We start from the raw sequence: 12,981 nt of genomic DNA, 5'->3' as shown, positions 1-12,981 counted from the left end.
GTTTAGACTCTTCTCTTCTTAGGCGGCCTGCATCCGTTGTGAGGAATTGGCGTAATGTCCTTAATCATTGTTACATTGAGCCCGGCAGTTTGCAGCGCTCTGATAGCAGCTTCTCTGCCGGAACCGGGACCCTTTACGTATACCTCCACCGTCTTGAGACCATGCTCCATAGCTGCCTTTGCTGCAACCTCCGCAGCGCTCTGTGCAGCGAAAGGTGTCGACTTTCTCGAACCTCTGAAGCCGTTTGAGCCAGCGCTTGACCATGATAGTGCATTTCCGTCCATGTCTGTTAGAGTAACTAGTGTGTTGTTAAATGTGGACTGGATGTGAGCCTGGCCTCTTTCAACGTTTTTACGTTCTCTTTTCTTCTTTCTAACTGTTTTCTTAACAGCTGCCATATTTCTCTACCTCCTTGCCCTTATTTCTTCTTGCCAGCAAGACGCTTAGGACCCTTGCGAGTTCTTGCATTTGTCTTGGTCTTCTGACCTCTAACCGGGAGGCCTCTTCTGTGTCTGATTCCTCTGTAGCTTCCAATCTCCATCAGTCTCTTGATATTGAGGGAAACTTCTCTTCTGAGATCACCTTCTACGATATACTCAGTCTCGATGACTTTTCTAATCTTTCCGGCATCTTCTTCTGTAAGATCTCTTACTCTGATGTCACCATCTACTCCTGCTTTTGCGAGGATGTTCTTAGATGATACTAGACCGATTCCATAGATATAAGTGAGACCGATTTCGATTCTCTTATCTCTAGGCAGGTCAACTCCGGCAATTCTTGCCATTTCTTCCTCCTTTCCTATCTTCCGTCACCAGCCCGGGGGTGATATAGACAGGGGTTACATTTAATAAAGCTGTACTGAGTTCCCGGCAAAACAGCACGTCATAGCATTATAACCTATTTTACTAGCCTTGTCTCTGCTTATGCTTAGGATTCTCACAGATTACCATGACTTTTCCATGTCTCTTGATTACCTTGCACTTTTCGCAAATTGGCTTTACTGAAGCTCTAACTTTCATCTTAGCTCCTCCTTTAATTAGTTCTTATCACGCCACGTGATCCTCCCACGTGTCAAATCGTAAGGTGATAGCTCTACCTTTACTTTGTCTCCCGGGAGGATTCTGATGTAATTCATCCTGATCTTACCGGAAATGTGGGCGAGGACTTCGAAGCCGTTCTCTAGCTTAACCTTGAACATTGCGTTTGGCTGTGCGTCGATGACCGTGCCCATTACTTCGATCGAATTCTTTTTCGACATAAATTCAGTCTCCTTATATTAACGTGAGCAGTTCAGGCTCTCCGTCATTGATTGCTACGGTATTCTCATAGTGAGCAGCCAGGAGTCCGTCATCCGTAACAACTGTCCAGTCGTTAGCCAAGACTCTGGTTCCGTAGGAACCCTGTGTAATCATCGGCTCAATTGCCAGGACCATTCCCTCCTTGAGGTGTGGTCCTGTATGAGCATCTCCGTAATTAGGAACCTGTGGGTCTTCGTGAAGGTTACGTCCGACACCGTGCCCCAAATAGTCTCTTATAACGCCGAAGCCATTCGACTCAGCGTATTCTTGAATAGCATGCCCTATGTCGTGTAGTCTATATCCTACCATGGCATACTTGACACCTTCAAAAAAGCTTTGCTTCGTCACATCGATCAGTTTACGAGCATCGTCACTGATTTCGCCTACAGCATATGTTCTAGCTGCATCGCTGCAATAACCCTTGTATGTCGATCCTGTATCAACACTAACTATGTCGCCTTCCTGAAGTATTCTCTTCTTGGAAGGGATCCCATGTACTACTTCTTCATTGACAGATACGCAAGCCGCTGCAGGAAATCCACCGTACCCCTTGAAGGTCGGCTTCATCTTGTAGTGGTGTATTCTATCCTCTACAAAACTATCTATTGCGTGTGTCGTTACACCGGGTTTGATGAATCCCTCGAGATCTCGAAGGATTTCACCTGTAACCTTAGCAGCCTCACGCATGATATCAATTTCTCTTTTCGACTTAATTATTACCATACCTATTTAGCCTCTATTGCCTTTACAACGTCTGCGAAGACCTCTTCGTGGCTCTTCTCTCCGTCAAAGTCAACGAGCACGCCCTGCTTCTCATAGTATCCGATGAGCACAGCAGTTTCGCTCTCGTACACGTTAATTCTGTTTTCTACAGTTTCGCGATTGTCATCCTTGCGCTGGATCAGCTCTCCGCCACAACGATCGCAAATTCCTTCCTTCTTAGGTGGAACATTCACTACATGGAAGCTTGCACCGCAGGCTTTGCACACGCGCCTACCCGAAATGCGCTCAACGAGAACGTCCTTTCTAACTTTGAAGTTAAGAACTATGTCCAGCTTTTGTCCGTTCTTAGATAGGAATTCATCCAGCTGCTCAGCCTGGAGGATCGTCCTTGGGAAGCCGTCGAGGAGGAAACCATCCTTGCAGTCATCCTGCTGAAGTCTGTCTGTAACTAGGTCAACTACCAGCTCATCCGGCACTAACTTACCCTCATTAATGTAGCCCTGTGCCTTTTTACCAAGCTCCGTTCCTTCCTTGATATTAGCTCGGAAGATATCCCCTGTAGAGATATGTGGAACATTGTATTTTTCAATTACCTTGGCTGCCTGTGTGCCTTTGCCGGCTCCAGGAGGGCCAAGTAAAACAGCTCTTAGCATCTTCTTTGCCATCCTTTCCTAAACGGTTACTTAAGAAATCCTTGATAGTTCCTATTGAGCATCTGATTTTCAATCTGCTGCACTGTATCTAATGCTACACCTACAGCGATAAGCAGTGATGTTCCACCAAACGATAGCTGTAACGGAGTGAACTCGCTCATTACCGTTGGTATAGTAGCTACTGCTGCCAAGAACACGCCTCCTACGAAGCAAAGTCTCGACATAATTCTGGATAAATACTCCTCAGTTGCTGCACCAGGTCTAATTCCCGGAACGAAACCGCCGCTCTGTCTCATATTATCCGCAACTTCTTCCGGCTTGAATGTAATTGCCGTATAGAAATATGTGAAGAACAGTGTCAGCGTGATATTTAATATTGCATAAACCCAGATTCCCGGATCTCCTGATGGGGATAGATACTTCGACATCCACTTTGCAAACGCAGACTGTGGAACGAAATAAGTTATAGTGAGCGGGAACTGAAGCAACGACAGCGAGAAGATAATTGGAATAACTCCCGCTTGGTTAACCTTCATAGGGATGTGTGTCGACTGACCGCCATACATCTTTCTTCCTACCATACGCTTAGCGTACTGTACCGGAATCTTTCTTGTTCCCTGCTGCATCAGTATGATTACAACCGTTATTAACACTGCCACAATGACTAATGCAATTACAGCTACTACACTTAGTGCCCCTTCTTTGACCTGCGTGTGAATTCCTCGAATAGCTGTTGGAATCCTTGCAATAATGCCGCCGAAGATGATTAGCGAGATGCCGTTTCCGACTCCGTATTCGTTAATCTGCTCTCCTAGCCACATTAGGAACGCGGTTCCTGCTGTCAGGACCATAATAATTACGATCATCGAGAAGGCGCTGCGGTTGACAATCGCTCTCCTGAAAAGACCAATCGTCAAACCCGTTGCCTGAATCAATCCTAGTACTATGGTTAAATATCTCGTTATAGTCGCCATCTTCTTACGACCTTCATTGCCCTCCTTCGAGAGTCTCTCAAAGTACGGGAAAGCTATTGTAAGGAGCTGGACGATAATTGAAGCGGTTACATACGGAGTGATACTCAAAGCAAATATTGTGAAATTGCTAAACGCTCCTCCGGAAAACAAATCAAACAAGTCGAGAAGCCCTGTCTGACCCTTGAACATCTGAGCAAGATAATCTCTATTAATCCCTGGAACCGGAATGTTGGATCCAATCCTGAAAATCAGCATTATCATGAGAGTAAAAAGAATCTTCGCGCGAATCTCCTTTACGTGCCATGCCTTAGAGAGTGTCTTGAGAAGTTCCATGACTAGATAACCTCTGCCTTTCCGCCTGCCTTTTCAATCTTTTCGGCAGCGCTCTTGCTGAATTTCTCAGCCTTTACAGTTAGCTTCTTCTTCAACTCGCCGTTACCAAGAACCTTAACGCCATCCTTAACCTGCTTAACAAGTCCGGACTGAAGCATAAGGTCGAAATCTACGACTGTACCTTCTTCAAATCTGTTTAGGTCTACAACATTAACCTCAGCAAATTCCTTAGCGAAACGATTTGTAAATCCTCTCTTAGGAATTCTTCTGTATAGTGGCATCTGTCCACCCTCAAAGCCCAGACGTACTCCGCCTCCGCTTCTCGAGTTCTGACCGTTCATACCCCTGCCGCCGGTGGTTCCCTGGCCGGTACCCTGACCGCGACCTCTTCTCTTGCGAACCTTGGTTGCTCCCTCAGCTGCCTTTAATTCGTGAAGTCTCATTGTCCTGCACCTCCTATAGTTCTTCCACATCTAGAAGATGAGAAACCTTAGCAATTGCACCGCGCGTCGCGGATGAATCAGCTAATTCAACCGAATGATGCAGCTTCTTGAGGCCAAGAGCTTCTACTGTCTTCTTCTGCTTAGGAGTTGCGCCAATAACACTCTTTACTAAAGTAATCTTTAATGTCTTTGCCATTTGCGTCTTCCTCCTATCCTAAAATTTCCTCAGGTGTCTTACCGCGACGCTTAGCAACCTCATCTACTGTTGTAAGACTTTTCAGTCCCTCTAGTGTTGCCAGCGCCATATTTCCTGTGTTGCTCGAACCAAGCGACTTAGCTCTCACGTCCTTGAGTCCGCAAGCTTCCAATACTGTACGTACGGAAGATCCTGCGATAACTCCGGTACCTTCTGCTGAAGGCATGATCAAAACCTTGCCTGCTCCGAAAATTCCTACAGTCTGGTGAGGAACTGTTGTTCCTACCATAGGTACGAATATTAATTTCTTCTTAGCATCTTCAGTTGCTTTTCTTACAGCTTCAGGGATCTCCTGAGCCTTTCCGAGGCCAATGCCTACATGGCCTGCGCCATCTCCAACTACTAGAGTTACGGAGAACTTCATGTTCTTACCGCCCTTAACAGTCTTCGAAACACGTCTGATGTTTACGATGGTTTCAGTAAGTTCAAGCTTAGATGCATCTATTCTCGTGCGCATTCTGTATCCTCCCTTAGAATTCTAATCCTGCTTCACGTGCACCATCAGCGAGTTCTTTAACTCTGCCGTGATAAAGGTATCCGCCTCTATCGAAGCAAACCTCTTTGATGCCCTTAGCTACAGCCTTTTCGCCTACCGCTTTGCCTACCTGCTTAGCTGCGTCTTTATTTCCACCGTTTACAATGCTCGCCTTAAGCTCCTTATCGAGAGACGAAGCGGCAACAAGAGTTGTTCCGTTAACATCATCGATGACCTGAGCTGAGATATTGCTGTTTGATCTAAATACGCACAGTCTTGGCTTCTCGGGAGTTCCAAAAACGTCTTTTCTGACTCTGGCATGTCTCTTGAGTCTTCTGTCATTTCTGCTTGCTTTTGCCATTTTTCAAATCCTCCCTTCTCTATGCGGAAGCTCCGCTCTTTCCTTCCTTCTTGTGTATAACTTCTCCATCGTAGATGATTCCCTTGCCCTTATATGGCTCAGGCTTTCTCCAAGCTCTGATATTAGCAGCGTAGTTTCCTACCTCCGCCTTATCGCAACCCTTTACAATAATGGTGGTTGCATCAGGAGTCTCTGTTGTGATTCCTGCCGGATCCTTCATCTCAACCGGATGTGAGAATCCGAGCTTCATAACGAGTGTGTCACCCTGCTTTGCAACGGTATAACCTACACCGTTAACAGTCATCTTTACCTCAAAGCCCTTGGAAACACCCTCAATCATGTTGTTGATGAGTGTCCTTCCAAGTCCGTGCTGAGCCTTGTCGAACTTAGAATCGGATGGTCGCTTAACGGTGAGGACGTTTTCCTCAATCTCCACAGTCAGTGTCTCACCTATCTTGTGGCAAAGCTCACCCTTAGGGCCTTTTACCTTAATTACATTATTTTCCTCTACGGCTATCTCCACGCCGGCAGGAATTGTAATTGGTCTAACGCCTATTCTTGACATATCCTATACCTCCTACCAAACGTAACAAATAACTTCGCCGCCGACTCCGAACTTACGCGCTTCCTTATCGCTGATAACACCCTTAGATGTAGATACGATAGCAATTCCGAGGCCGCCGAGCACCTTAGGTACCTGGTCTGCCTTTGCATAAACTCTCAGACCCGGCTTCGAGATCTTCTTGATCCCGTAGATTGTCTTTTCCTTATTTGGGCCGTACTTAAGCTCTACAGTGATGGTCCCCTGTGCATTGTCCTGAGCGACTGAGTAATCCTTGATGAAGCCCTCGTTCTTGAGGATCTCCGCGATAGACTTCTTCATCTTGGATGCAGGGATTTCTACCGTAGCATGTCCGGCTGTGTTGGCATTTCTAATTCTTGTTAGCATATCTGCTATTGGATCTGTCATTGCCATTACAGTGTTTCTCCTTTCTCTACGTGGTTCCTGCACGTGTTAAGCGTGACAGGCCTGCGCAAAATAACCTACCAGCTTGCTTTCTTAACACCCGGGATTTCACCCTTGTAAGCAAGCTCTCTGAAGCAGATACGGCAGACGCCATACTTCTTCAGAACCGAATGTGGTCTTCCACAAATCTTGCATCTTGTATAAGCCCTTGTTGAATACTTAGGCTTTCTGGTCTGCTTAACTTTCAGTGAAGTTTTAGCCATGTTCCCCTCCTAAATTACTTCTCAAAAGGCATTCCGAGGAGCTCAAGTAACGCCTGTGCTTCCTCATCTGTCTTAGCTGTTGTGGTAAATACAATGTTCATTCCCTTGATAGTCTCTACATCATCGTAAACGATTTCCGGGAAAATAAGCTGCTCTCTAATTCCCATTGAATAATTGCCTCTACCATCGAAAGAATTCTTGCTAACGCCCTTAAAGTCTCTAACTCTAGGAAGAGAAAGATTGAAGAACTTATCTGCGAATGCGTACATTCTGTCACCTCTAATAGTGACCTTAGCTCCTACAGGCATTCCCTGTCTAACCTTAAAGTTAGCGATGGACTTTCTTGCCTTAGTAACTACAGGTCTCTGTCCGGAGATGAGAGCGAGTTCCTTTACAGCGCTTTCGAGGATCTTGGAATTGTCCTTAGCTTCGCCAAGACCCATGTTAATTGTGATCTTCTCCAGCTTCGGAACTTCCATACTGTTGGAGTAGTTGAACTTCTCCTTGAGTGCTGCAAAAACACTTTCGTCATACTTAACTCTTAGTCTGTTTGACACTGTCTCTCCTCCTTTCCTAGTCTACTACGGCATTGGTTTTCTTAGAATATCTAACCTTCTTGCCGTTTTCTATCTTAGTTCCCAGTCTTACACCCTGCTTGCTGTCCTTCTCGTAGAACATAACATTGGATGCGTCGATAGGCCCTTCTATATGCTTAATCTCGGATGCGGATGTTCTTGTAGCCTTTGCGTGCTTAGTCTGTACGTTAACGCCCTCAACAACAACCTTGTTAGCCTTTGGAATAGCTCTTAGAACTGTTCCAACCTTGCCCTTGTCCTTTCCCGAGATAACTACGACTGTATCGCCTTTTCTAATCTGCATTTGTACACCCCCTATAATACTTCCGGTGCCAAAGACACAATCTTCATAAAGCCGTTATCTCTAAGCTCCCTTGCAACAGGTCCAAAAATACGTGTTCCTACAGGGTTCTTATCGCTTCTGTCTTTGATAATTACAGCAGCGTTCTGATCGAACTTAACGTAGCTTCCGTCATCTCTTCTGGCTCCGCTCTTCGATCTAACTACAACTGCCTTTACAACGTCACCTTTCTTAACAACTCCACCTGGAGCAGCATCCTTAACGGAGCAAACAATGATGTCTCCAATATTAGCATACTTGCGGCCTGTGCCTCCAAGGATACGAATGCAAAGGAGCTCCTTAGCTCCGGAATTGTCGGCAACTCTCAATCTTGTTTCTGTCTGTATCATGATTTGTCGCCTCCCTATTTAGCCTTCTCAACTATCTCGACAAGTCTCCACCTCTTATCCTTAGAAAGAGGCTTTGTCTCCATAATTCTTACTCTATCGCCGATGCCACACTCATTGTTCTCGTCGTGAACCTTGAACTTCTTAGTTCTCTTAACAGCCTTTCCGTAAAGAGAATGTCTTACTGAATCCTTTGTAGCAACAACAACTGTCTTATCCATCTTGTCGCTTACAACTACTCCAGTTCTGGTCTTTCTGCTATTTCTTTCCATTGTACATCCTCCTTCCTTTAAGCTTCAGGCTTATCCATTTCCCTGATTATAGTCTTTACTCTGGCAATATCTCTTCTGATCTCTCTCATCTTCACAGGATTGTCAAGCTGTCCGGTAACGTGCTGGAATCTCAGATTGAAGAGCTCCTGCTTCATTCTGGCGAGCTCGGCTGTTCTCTCCTGATCAGTCATCTTTCTTATTGTATTCAGATCCATTATTCGTCACCACCCTTTGCTTCCTGGCCCTTGACAACGAACTTGCACTTGATAGGCAGCTTGTGAGAAGCAAGTCTCAAAGCCTCCTTGGCCTGTGCTTCAGTTACGCCCTCAAGTTCGAACATTACTCTGCCCGGCTTAACGACTGCTACCCAATATTCAGGAGCACCCTTTCCGGATCCCATTCTAACTTCTGCTGGCTTCTTAGTGATTGGCTTATGTGGGAAGATTTTGATATAAACCTTTCCGCCTCTCTTGATAGATCTGGTCATCGCAATTCTGGCAGCCTCAATCTGCTTGGAGTCAATCCATGCAGGCTCTTCGGCAACTAGACCAAACTTTCCGTATGTAACGGTGTTGCCCTTTGTCGCAACACCCTTCATTCTGCCTCTGTGGACTCTTCTGCGTTTAACGCGCTTTGGCATTAACATGGCAAGTCTCTCCTTTCTATGATTATTCTTCTGTTCCCTGTGCTGTCTCAGCTACTTCAGGAGCAGGAGCCGCCTCAGTAACCTTAGGTGCCTTTCTAACCCTTGTGGTTGCCGGCTTTACCTCAGGTCTTGCTTCGCGGTGATCATTTCTTCTGTTTCCGAAGCCTCTCTTTCTGTCTCTCTTGTCGTTTCTTCTCTGCTTGCGATCTCTTCTATCGTTCTTTGACTGCTCAGGAATAGTCTCCTTGAGACCCTTATCCAGAATCTCGCCGTGGTTAATCCACACCTTAACACCGATCTTACCGTAAGTAGTATCAGCCTCTGCAAATCCATAATCGATATCAGCTCTGAGCGTGTGTAGCGGAACATTCCCTTCGCTGTACTTCTCACTTCTGGCGATTTCAGCACCGCCAAGTCTTCCTGAAACAAGAACCTTGATGCCCTTAGCTCCGGCCTTAACTGTTCTCTGGATTGCGGACTTCATAGCTCTTCTGAAAGAAACTCTTCTCTCGAGTGCCTGTGCAATGCTTTCAGCTGTCAGCTGCGCATCGAGCTCTGATCTTCTTACCTCTTCGATGGAAATCTCTACGGTCTTGCCCGTGAGCTTAATGAGACTCTTTTTGAGCTCGTCAATTCCATCTCCGGCTCTTCCAATTACCATTCCCGGTCTGGCTGTTGCTATAATTATCTTCACCTTATCGGCTGCAGGTCTCTCAATTACGACACTTGCAACGCCGGCAGCGTAAAGCTTCTTCTTAACGTAATTTCTTACTTTATTATCCTCAACAAGGAAATCAGCAAAGTTAGTCTTGTCAGCGTACCACTTTGAGCTCCAATTCTTGTTGACTCCAACTCTTAATCCATGTGGATTAACCTTCTGACCCATCTGGCTGACCTCCTTCTACTGTTTCTACTGTTTTAGCAGCCTTTTCCTTAAGAGTTACACCAATGTGGCTTGTCCTCTTGAGGATCATCGATGCTCTACCCTGAGCTCCCGCTCTGAACCTCTTCATCGTAGGACCCTGATTTGCATATACCTCTGCAACGTAGAGCTCATCTGGATTCATGTCAAAGTTATTCTCAGCATTTGCTGCTGCGGACTGAACAACCTTCTCTACAAGCTCTGCGCCCCTTCCGGGTGTGAACTTGAGGATTGTCAATGCCTCGTTCAAATCTTTTCCTCTTACCAGGTCAGTAACAGGCTTTAGTTTGCTGGGAGACATTCTTACATACTTAGCAATTGCTTTTGCTTCCATATCAGCTTCTCCTTTCTTTATTTAGCCTTGTCACCGGCGTGACCCTTGTAAGTTCTGGTTGGAGCGAATTCTCCAAGTCTGTGACCTACCATATCTTCTGTGATGTATACAGGAACATGCTTGCGGCCGTCGTGAACGGCGATCGTATGTCCAACCATCTGAGGAAAAATCGTCGATGGTCTCGACCATGTCTTGATTACACTTTTTTCATTTGACTCGTTCATCGCTTCGATTCTCTTAAGGAGTTTCTTTTCGACGAAAGGGCCTTTTTTAAGCGATCTTCCCATTATATGCTCCTTTCTTATTTAGCATTTCTTCTTCTAACGATGTACTTGTTGGAATCCTTGTGCTTGTTACGCGTCTTGTAACCAAGTGTTGGCTTGCCCCAAGGTGTAACCGGGCTCTTACGTCCAACAGGTGCTCTACCTTCACCACCGCCGTGTGGGTGATCGTTAGGGTTCATTACAGAACCTCTTACTGTAGGTCTCCAACCCATGTGTCTCTTTCTGCCGGCCTTACCAATCTGGATATTAGCGTGCTCGATGTTGCCGACCTCTCCGATTGTAGCCCTGCAGTTGATTCTTACCATTCTGACCTCGCCGGACGGTAGCCTCACCTGAGCGTAGTTGCCTTCCTTAGCCATGAGCTGAGCTCCGTTCCCGGCTGATCTTACAAGCTGAGCACCCTTTCCGGGCTTCAGCTCGATATTATGGAGGATAGTACCTACCGGGATGTTCGCAATTGGCAGAGCATTTCCTACCTTGATATCCGAATCCGGGCCGGAAACTATTACATCTCCAACGCTTAGCTTGTTAGGAGCGATGATGTATCTCTTCTCGCCATCTGCATAAACCAGAAGTGCAATGTTTGCAGATCTGTTTGGGTCGTACTCGATAGTCTTAACTGTTGCCGGAATTCCGTCTTTATTTCTCTTAAAATCGATAATTCTGTACTTAGGTCTGTATCCGCCACCTCTATGTCTTACGGTGATCTTGCCTCTTACGTTTCTTCCTGAATGCTTCTTCAGAGTCTTTGTAAGGGATTTTTCCGGCTTGCTAACTGTAATCTCCTCAAAAGTCGAAACAGTCATGCCTCTCAGACCAGGAGTGGTTGGATTGTATTTCTTAATTCCCATTATTTACTCCTCCTATCTTACAGTCCCCGGAAGATCTCGATCTCTTTGCTGTCCTTAGCCAGAGTAACGATTGCCTTCTTATAAGAAGCCGTTCTTCCTACTGTTCTTCCCATTCTCTTAACCTTACCATTAACGTTCATGATATTTACCTTAGCCACCTCAACTCCGAAGATATCTTCGACAGCCTGCCTAACCTCGGTCTTATTAGCTGTATCAGCAACCCTGAAAACATATTTCTTGTCAGCCGACATGTCCATGCTCTGCTCGGTGATGATAGGCTTAAGTATTACGTCGTAACCGTTCTTCATTATGCGTATACCTCCTCAATTCTCTCAGCTGCTGCCTTAGTGAGCACGAGGCTGTAATGATTGATGATCTCATATACATTCATTGTGCCTACAAGTGCAGTTCTCACACCCTGAATGTTAGAAGCAGATCTGACAACGTTCTCGTCCTTCTCATCCATAACTATGAGGGTCTTCTTGTCAGCCTTGATGTTATCAAGAACCTTGACCATCTCCTTGGTCTTAGGCTCGTCAAACTTCAGCTCATCGAGCACGATGATCTCATTGTCAGCAACCTTTGCCGAGAGCACGGACTTAAGAGCAAGTCTCTTTACTTTCTTAGGGACTGAATATCTGTAATCCCTTGGCTTTGGTGCGAAGACAATTCCACCGCCTACCTGTGTAGGATCTGTTGTGCTTCCCTGTCTATGGCGACCTGTTCCCTTCTGTCTGAAAGGCTTGCGTCCGCCTCCTCTTACTTCACTTCTTGTCTTGGCAGATTGGGTTCCCTGTCTCTGGTTTGCCAAGTAATTCTTGATTACAGTCTGTACTGCGAATTCATTAGGCTCAATTCCAAAGATCTCATCGTTCAATGTAATTTCGCCCACCTCAGCACCGGCCATGTTAAGCATTGTTACTTTTGCCATTAGTGATTCCTCCTTTCTGCCTTTTATTTATTCTGTCCTTTAACCGCTCCCTTGACCTTAAGGAGTCCGCCCTTCTTGCCGGGAACAGCACCCTTAACGAGAAGTAGGTTGCGATCAGCGATAACCTTTACGAGAACGATGTTCTGTACTGTAACGGTATCTCTACCCATTCTTCCCGGAGCTTTGTTGCCCTTGAAGACTCTTGATGGATATGTACCGGCAGCAAGAGCACCTGCAAGTCTCTTATGCTTGGAGCCGTGAGTCATAGGTCCTCTGCGGTGTCCGTGTCTCTTGATGTTACCCTGTGTTCCCTTACCTTTGGAAACGCCTGTAACGTCGAGCTTCATTCCTTCTTCGAAATCAGCAACTGTGATTTCCTGTCCTACCTCGTAAGCTTCTCCGTCTTCAACTCTGAACTCAGCGAGGTGCTTTTTAGGAGTTGTGTCGCCCTTCTCAAAATGCCCAGTCATCGGTTTGTTGAGTCTCTGCGGCTTCTGCTCCTCGTAGCCGACCTGTACAGCGTTGTAGCCGTCAGTCTCGACTGTCTTGACCTGTGTTACTATTTCAGGTCCGGCTTCGATTACGGTAACTGGTACAACAGCGCCGTCCTCATTGAAGATCTGTGTCATGCCGACCTTCTTGCCCAAAAGTGTTTTCATAATTCTCCTCCTAGTGTCTTACAGCGGATCGCCCTGGTTTGGCCCTATTGCCCTCTCATGCGATCTTTCTAAAA

At 46.0% G+C, this 12,981-nt stretch carries 27 protein-coding genes; all 27 read right to left on the bottom strand.

Annotated elements, in window-relative coordinates:
- Positions 1-2: 2 nt before the first annotated feature.
- The 27 genes from rpsK to rplC all read right to left on the bottom strand — a co-directional run bounded on the left by rpsK (position 3) and on the right by rplC (position 12,907).
- Positions 3-398, bottom strand: coding sequence for a 30S ribosomal protein S11 (rpsK, locus tag HMPREF1152_RS06680; protein WP_009644391.1), 396 nt, complete (start codon positions 396-398; stop codon positions 3-5).
- A gap of 20 nt (positions 399-418) precedes the next feature.
- On the bottom strand, positions 419-784 hold the full coding sequence (gene rpsM / locus HMPREF1152_RS06675; protein ID WP_009644385.1) for a 30S ribosomal protein S13: 366 nt from the start codon (positions 782-784) through the stop codon (positions 419-421).
- 121 nt (positions 785-905) lie between these two features.
- Positions 906-1,019 carry a 50S ribosomal protein L36 gene (gene rpmJ, locus HMPREF1152_RS06670; RefSeq protein WP_009644389.1) on the bottom strand — a complete coding sequence of 38 codons (114 nt, stop codon included), beginning with the start codon at positions 1,017-1,019 and terminating at the stop codon, positions 906-908.
- 17 nt (positions 1,020-1,036) lie between these two features.
- Positions 1,037-1,258 (bottom strand): translation initiation factor IF-1, encoded by a 222-nt coding sequence (gene infA, locus HMPREF1152_RS06665; RefSeq protein WP_009644424.1) that lies wholly within the window; start codon positions 1,256-1,258, stop codon positions 1,037-1,039.
- A gap of 13 nt (positions 1,259-1,271) precedes the next feature.
- Positions 1,272-2,021 (bottom strand): type I methionyl aminopeptidase, encoded by a 750-nt coding sequence (map, locus tag HMPREF1152_RS06660; protein ID WP_009644417.1) that lies wholly within the window; start codon positions 2,019-2,021, stop codon positions 1,272-1,274.
- Positions 2,022-2,023: 2 nt separating this feature from the next.
- The gene (locus HMPREF1152_RS06655) at positions 2,024-2,686 is read right to left on the bottom strand and encodes an adenylate kinase (RefSeq protein ID WP_009644405.1); all 663 of its coding nucleotides are present in this window, start codon (positions 2,684-2,686) and stop codon (positions 2,024-2,026) included.
- A 14-nt stretch (positions 2,687-2,700) separates the two neighbouring features.
- On the bottom strand, positions 2,701-3,981 hold the full coding sequence (gene secY, locus HMPREF1152_RS06650; RefSeq protein WP_009644399.1) for a preprotein translocase subunit SecY: 1,281 nt from the start codon (positions 3,979-3,981) through the stop codon (positions 2,701-2,703).
- 2 nt (positions 3,982-3,983) lie between these two features.
- Entirely contained in the window at positions 3,984-4,424 is a 441-nt protein-coding gene (rplO, locus tag HMPREF1152_RS06645; protein WP_009644390.1) for a 50S ribosomal protein L15, read from the bottom strand.
- A 13-nt stretch (positions 4,425-4,437) separates the two neighbouring features.
- Entirely contained in the window at positions 4,438-4,620 is a 183-nt protein-coding gene (rpmD, locus tag HMPREF1152_RS06640; protein ID WP_009644444.1) for a 50S ribosomal protein L30, read from the bottom strand.
- 13 nt (positions 4,621-4,633) lie between these two features.
- Positions 4,634-5,137, bottom strand: coding sequence for a 30S ribosomal protein S5 (rpsE, locus tag HMPREF1152_RS06635; RefSeq protein WP_009644448.1), 504 nt, complete (start codon positions 5,135-5,137; stop codon positions 4,634-4,636).
- Positions 5,138-5,150: 13 nt separating this feature from the next.
- Positions 5,151-5,516 (bottom strand): 50S ribosomal protein L18, encoded by a 366-nt coding sequence (gene rplR / locus HMPREF1152_RS06630; protein ID WP_009644419.1) that lies wholly within the window; start codon positions 5,514-5,516, stop codon positions 5,151-5,153.
- Between the two features lie 19 nt (positions 5,517-5,535).
- Positions 5,536-6,081: a 50S ribosomal protein L6 gene (gene rplF, locus HMPREF1152_RS06625; protein WP_009644414.1), complete on the bottom strand. Its 546-nt coding sequence runs from the start codon at positions 6,079-6,081 to the stop codon at positions 5,536-5,538.
- Positions 6,082-6,093: 12 nt separating this feature from the next.
- A complete protein-coding gene (gene rpsH, locus HMPREF1152_RS06620; protein ID WP_009644433.1) occupies positions 6,094-6,492 on the bottom strand; it encodes a 30S ribosomal protein S8 in 399 nt (132 codons plus the stop codon).
- 68 nt (positions 6,493-6,560) lie between these two features.
- Complete coding sequence (locus HMPREF1152_RS06615) at positions 6,561-6,746, bottom strand: type Z 30S ribosomal protein S14 (protein ID WP_009644441.1); 186 nt, start codon at positions 6,744-6,746, stop codon at positions 6,561-6,563.
- 14 nt (positions 6,747-6,760) lie between these two features.
- Complete coding sequence (rplE, locus tag HMPREF1152_RS06610) at positions 6,761-7,303, bottom strand: 50S ribosomal protein L5 (protein ID WP_009644411.1); 543 nt, start codon at positions 7,301-7,303, stop codon at positions 6,761-6,763.
- A 16-nt stretch (positions 7,304-7,319) separates the two neighbouring features.
- Positions 7,320-7,625: a 50S ribosomal protein L24 gene (gene rplX / locus HMPREF1152_RS06605; RefSeq protein ID WP_009644415.1), complete on the bottom strand. Its 306-nt coding sequence runs from the start codon at positions 7,623-7,625 to the stop codon at positions 7,320-7,322.
- An 11-nt stretch (positions 7,626-7,636) separates the two neighbouring features.
- Entirely contained in the window at positions 7,637-8,011 is a 375-nt protein-coding gene (gene rplN / locus HMPREF1152_RS06600; RefSeq protein ID WP_009644425.1) for a 50S ribosomal protein L14, read from the bottom strand.
- 14 nt (positions 8,012-8,025) lie between these two features.
- Positions 8,026-8,280, bottom strand: a complete 255-nt coding sequence (gene rpsQ, locus HMPREF1152_RS06595) for a 30S ribosomal protein S17 (RefSeq protein ID WP_009644423.1) — start codon at positions 8,278-8,280, stop codon at positions 8,026-8,028.
- A 17-nt stretch (positions 8,281-8,297) separates the two neighbouring features.
- The gene (gene rpmC, locus HMPREF1152_RS06590) at positions 8,298-8,495 is read right to left on the bottom strand and encodes a 50S ribosomal protein L29 (protein WP_009644418.1); all 198 of its coding nucleotides are present in this window, start codon (positions 8,493-8,495) and stop codon (positions 8,298-8,300) included.
- Entirely contained in the window at positions 8,495-8,926 is a 432-nt protein-coding gene (rplP, locus tag HMPREF1152_RS06585) for a 50S ribosomal protein L16 (protein ID WP_009644393.1), read from the bottom strand. Before rplP ends, rpmC begins: the two co-directional genes overlap by 1 nt.
- Positions 8,927-8,948: 22 nt before the next feature.
- Positions 8,949-9,812: a 30S ribosomal protein S3 gene (gene rpsC, locus HMPREF1152_RS06580; protein WP_009644410.1), complete on the bottom strand. Its 864-nt coding sequence runs from the start codon at positions 9,810-9,812 to the stop codon at positions 8,949-8,951.
- Complete coding sequence (gene rplV, locus HMPREF1152_RS06575; protein WP_009644447.1) at positions 9,796-10,182, bottom strand: 50S ribosomal protein L22; 387 nt, start codon at positions 10,180-10,182, stop codon at positions 9,796-9,798. The genes rpsC and rplV overlap by 17 nt, the downstream gene beginning before the upstream one ends.
- Positions 10,183-10,199: 17 nt before the next feature.
- Positions 10,200-10,469, bottom strand: a complete 270-nt coding sequence (rpsS, locus tag HMPREF1152_RS06570) for a 30S ribosomal protein S19 (RefSeq protein ID WP_009644437.1) — start codon at positions 10,467-10,469, stop codon at positions 10,200-10,202.
- Positions 10,470-10,483: 14 nt separating this feature from the next.
- The gene (rplB, locus tag HMPREF1152_RS06565; RefSeq protein ID WP_009644440.1) at positions 10,484-11,317 is read right to left on the bottom strand and encodes a 50S ribosomal protein L2; all 834 of its coding nucleotides are present in this window, start codon (positions 11,315-11,317) and stop codon (positions 10,484-10,486) included.
- A gap of 17 nt (positions 11,318-11,334) precedes the next feature.
- Positions 11,335-11,625 carry a 50S ribosomal protein L23 gene (rplW, locus tag HMPREF1152_RS06560; protein ID WP_009644401.1) on the bottom strand — a complete coding sequence of 97 codons (291 nt, stop codon included), beginning with the start codon at positions 11,623-11,625 and terminating at the stop codon, positions 11,335-11,337.
- A complete protein-coding gene (rplD, locus tag HMPREF1152_RS06555) occupies positions 11,625-12,248 on the bottom strand; it encodes a 50S ribosomal protein L4 (RefSeq protein WP_009644409.1) in 624 nt (207 codons plus the stop codon). The genes rplW and rplD overlap by 1 nt, the downstream gene beginning before the upstream one ends.
- A 23-nt stretch (positions 12,249-12,271) precedes the next feature.
- Positions 12,272-12,907, bottom strand: coding sequence for a 50S ribosomal protein L3 (rplC, locus tag HMPREF1152_RS06550; protein ID WP_009644428.1), 636 nt, complete (start codon positions 12,905-12,907; stop codon positions 12,272-12,274).
- Between the last annotated feature and the right edge of the window lie 74 nt (positions 12,908-12,981).

The organism is Mogibacterium sp. CM50, from assembly GCF_000293155.1.
In the GTDB taxonomy this organism is placed as follows: domain Bacteria; phylum Bacillota; class Clostridia; order Peptostreptococcales; family Anaerovoracaceae; genus Mogibacterium; species Mogibacterium timidum.
This window is presented reverse-complemented; position numbering and strand designations above follow the sequence as displayed.

What these genes read in the sequence shown, in the direction of transcription:
- rplB (WP_009644440.1), bottom strand. Translation starts at nt 11,317, where the DNA reads ATGGGAATTAAGAAATACAATCCAACCACTCCTGGTCTGAGAGGCATG.
- rplN (WP_009644425.1), bottom strand. Translation starts at nt 8,011, where the DNA reads ATGATACAGACAGAAACAAGATTGAGAGTTGCCGACAATTCCGGAGCT.
- HMPREF1152_RS06655 (WP_009644405.1), bottom strand. Translation starts at nt 2,686, where the DNA reads ATGGCAAAGAAGATGCTAAGAGCTGTTTTACTTGGCCCTCCTGGAGCC.
- rplO (WP_009644390.1), bottom strand. Translation starts at nt 4,424, where the DNA reads ATGAGACTTCACGAATTAAAGGCAGCTGAGGGAGCAACCAAGGTTCGC.
- rpsK (WP_009644391.1), bottom strand. Translation starts at nt 398, where the DNA reads ATGGCAGCTGTTAAGAAAACAGTTAGAAAGAAGAAAAGAGAACGTAAA.
- rplC (WP_009644428.1), bottom strand. Translation starts at nt 12,907, where the DNA reads ATGAAAACACTTTTGGGCAAGAAGGTCGGCATGACACAGATCTTCAAT.
- map (WP_009644417.1), bottom strand. Translation starts at nt 2,021, where the DNA reads ATGGTAATAATTAAGTCGAAAAGAGAAATTGATATCATGCGTGAGGCT.
- rpsS (WP_009644437.1), bottom strand. Translation starts at nt 10,469, where the DNA reads ATGGGAAGATCGCTTAAAAAAGGCCCTTTCGTCGAAAAGAAACTCCTT.
- rpsC (WP_009644410.1), bottom strand. Translation starts at nt 9,812, where the DNA reads ATGGGTCAGAAGGTTAATCCACATGGATTAAGAGTTGGAGTCAACAAG.
- rplV (WP_009644447.1), bottom strand. Translation starts at nt 10,182, where the DNA reads ATGGAAGCAAAAGCAATTGCTAAGTATGTAAGAATGTCTCCCAGCAAA.
- rplP (WP_009644393.1), bottom strand. Translation starts at nt 8,926, where the DNA reads ATGTTAATGCCAAAGCGCGTTAAACGCAGAAGAGTCCACAGAGGCAGA.
- rpsH (WP_009644433.1), bottom strand. Translation starts at nt 6,492, where the DNA reads ATGGCAATGACAGATCCAATAGCAGATATGCTAACAAGAATTAGAAAT.
- rpmC (WP_009644418.1), bottom strand. Translation starts at nt 8,495, where the DNA reads ATGGATCTGAATACAATAAGAAAGATGACTGATCAGGAGAGAACAGCC.
- rpsM (WP_009644385.1), bottom strand. Translation starts at nt 784, where the DNA reads ATGGCAAGAATTGCCGGAGTTGACCTGCCTAGAGATAAGAGAATCGAA.
- rplF (WP_009644414.1), bottom strand. Translation starts at nt 6,081, where the DNA reads ATGTCAAGAATAGGCGTTAGACCAATTACAATTCCTGCCGGCGTGGAG.
- rplR (WP_009644419.1), bottom strand. Translation starts at nt 5,516, where the DNA reads ATGGCAAAAGCAAGCAGAAATGACAGAAGACTCAAGAGACATGCCAGA.
- rplW (WP_009644401.1), bottom strand. Translation starts at nt 11,625, where the DNA reads ATGAAGAACGGTTACGACGTAATACTTAAGCCTATCATCACCGAGCAG.
- rplX (WP_009644415.1), bottom strand. Translation starts at nt 7,625, where the DNA reads ATGCAGATTAGAAAAGGCGATACAGTCGTAGTTATCTCGGGAAAGGAC.
- rpsQ (WP_009644423.1), bottom strand. Translation starts at nt 8,280, where the DNA reads ATGGAAAGAAATAGCAGAAAGACCAGAACTGGAGTAGTTGTAAGCGAC.
- infA (WP_009644424.1), bottom strand. Translation starts at nt 1,258, where the DNA reads ATGTCGAAAAAGAATTCGATCGAAGTAATGGGCACGGTCATCGACGCA.
- secY (WP_009644399.1), bottom strand. Translation starts at nt 3,981, where the DNA reads ATGGAACTTCTCAAGACACTCTCTAAGGCATGGCACGTAAAGGAGATT.
- rpsE (WP_009644448.1), bottom strand. Translation starts at nt 5,137, where the DNA reads ATGCGCACGAGAATAGATGCATCTAAGCTTGAACTTACTGAAACCATC.
- HMPREF1152_RS06615 (WP_009644441.1), bottom strand. Translation starts at nt 6,746, where the DNA reads ATGGCTAAAACTTCACTGAAAGTTAAGCAGACCAGAAAGCCTAAGTAT.
- rplD (WP_009644409.1), bottom strand. Translation starts at nt 12,248, where the DNA reads ATGGCAAAAGTAACAATGCTTAACATGGCCGGTGCTGAGGTGGGCGAA.
- rpmD (WP_009644444.1), bottom strand. Translation starts at nt 4,620, where the DNA reads ATGGCAAAGACATTAAAGATTACTTTAGTAAAGAGTGTTATTGGCGCA.
- rpmJ (WP_009644389.1), bottom strand. Translation starts at nt 1,019, where the DNA reads ATGAAAGTTAGAGCTTCAGTAAAGCCAATTTGCGAAAAGTGCAAGGTA.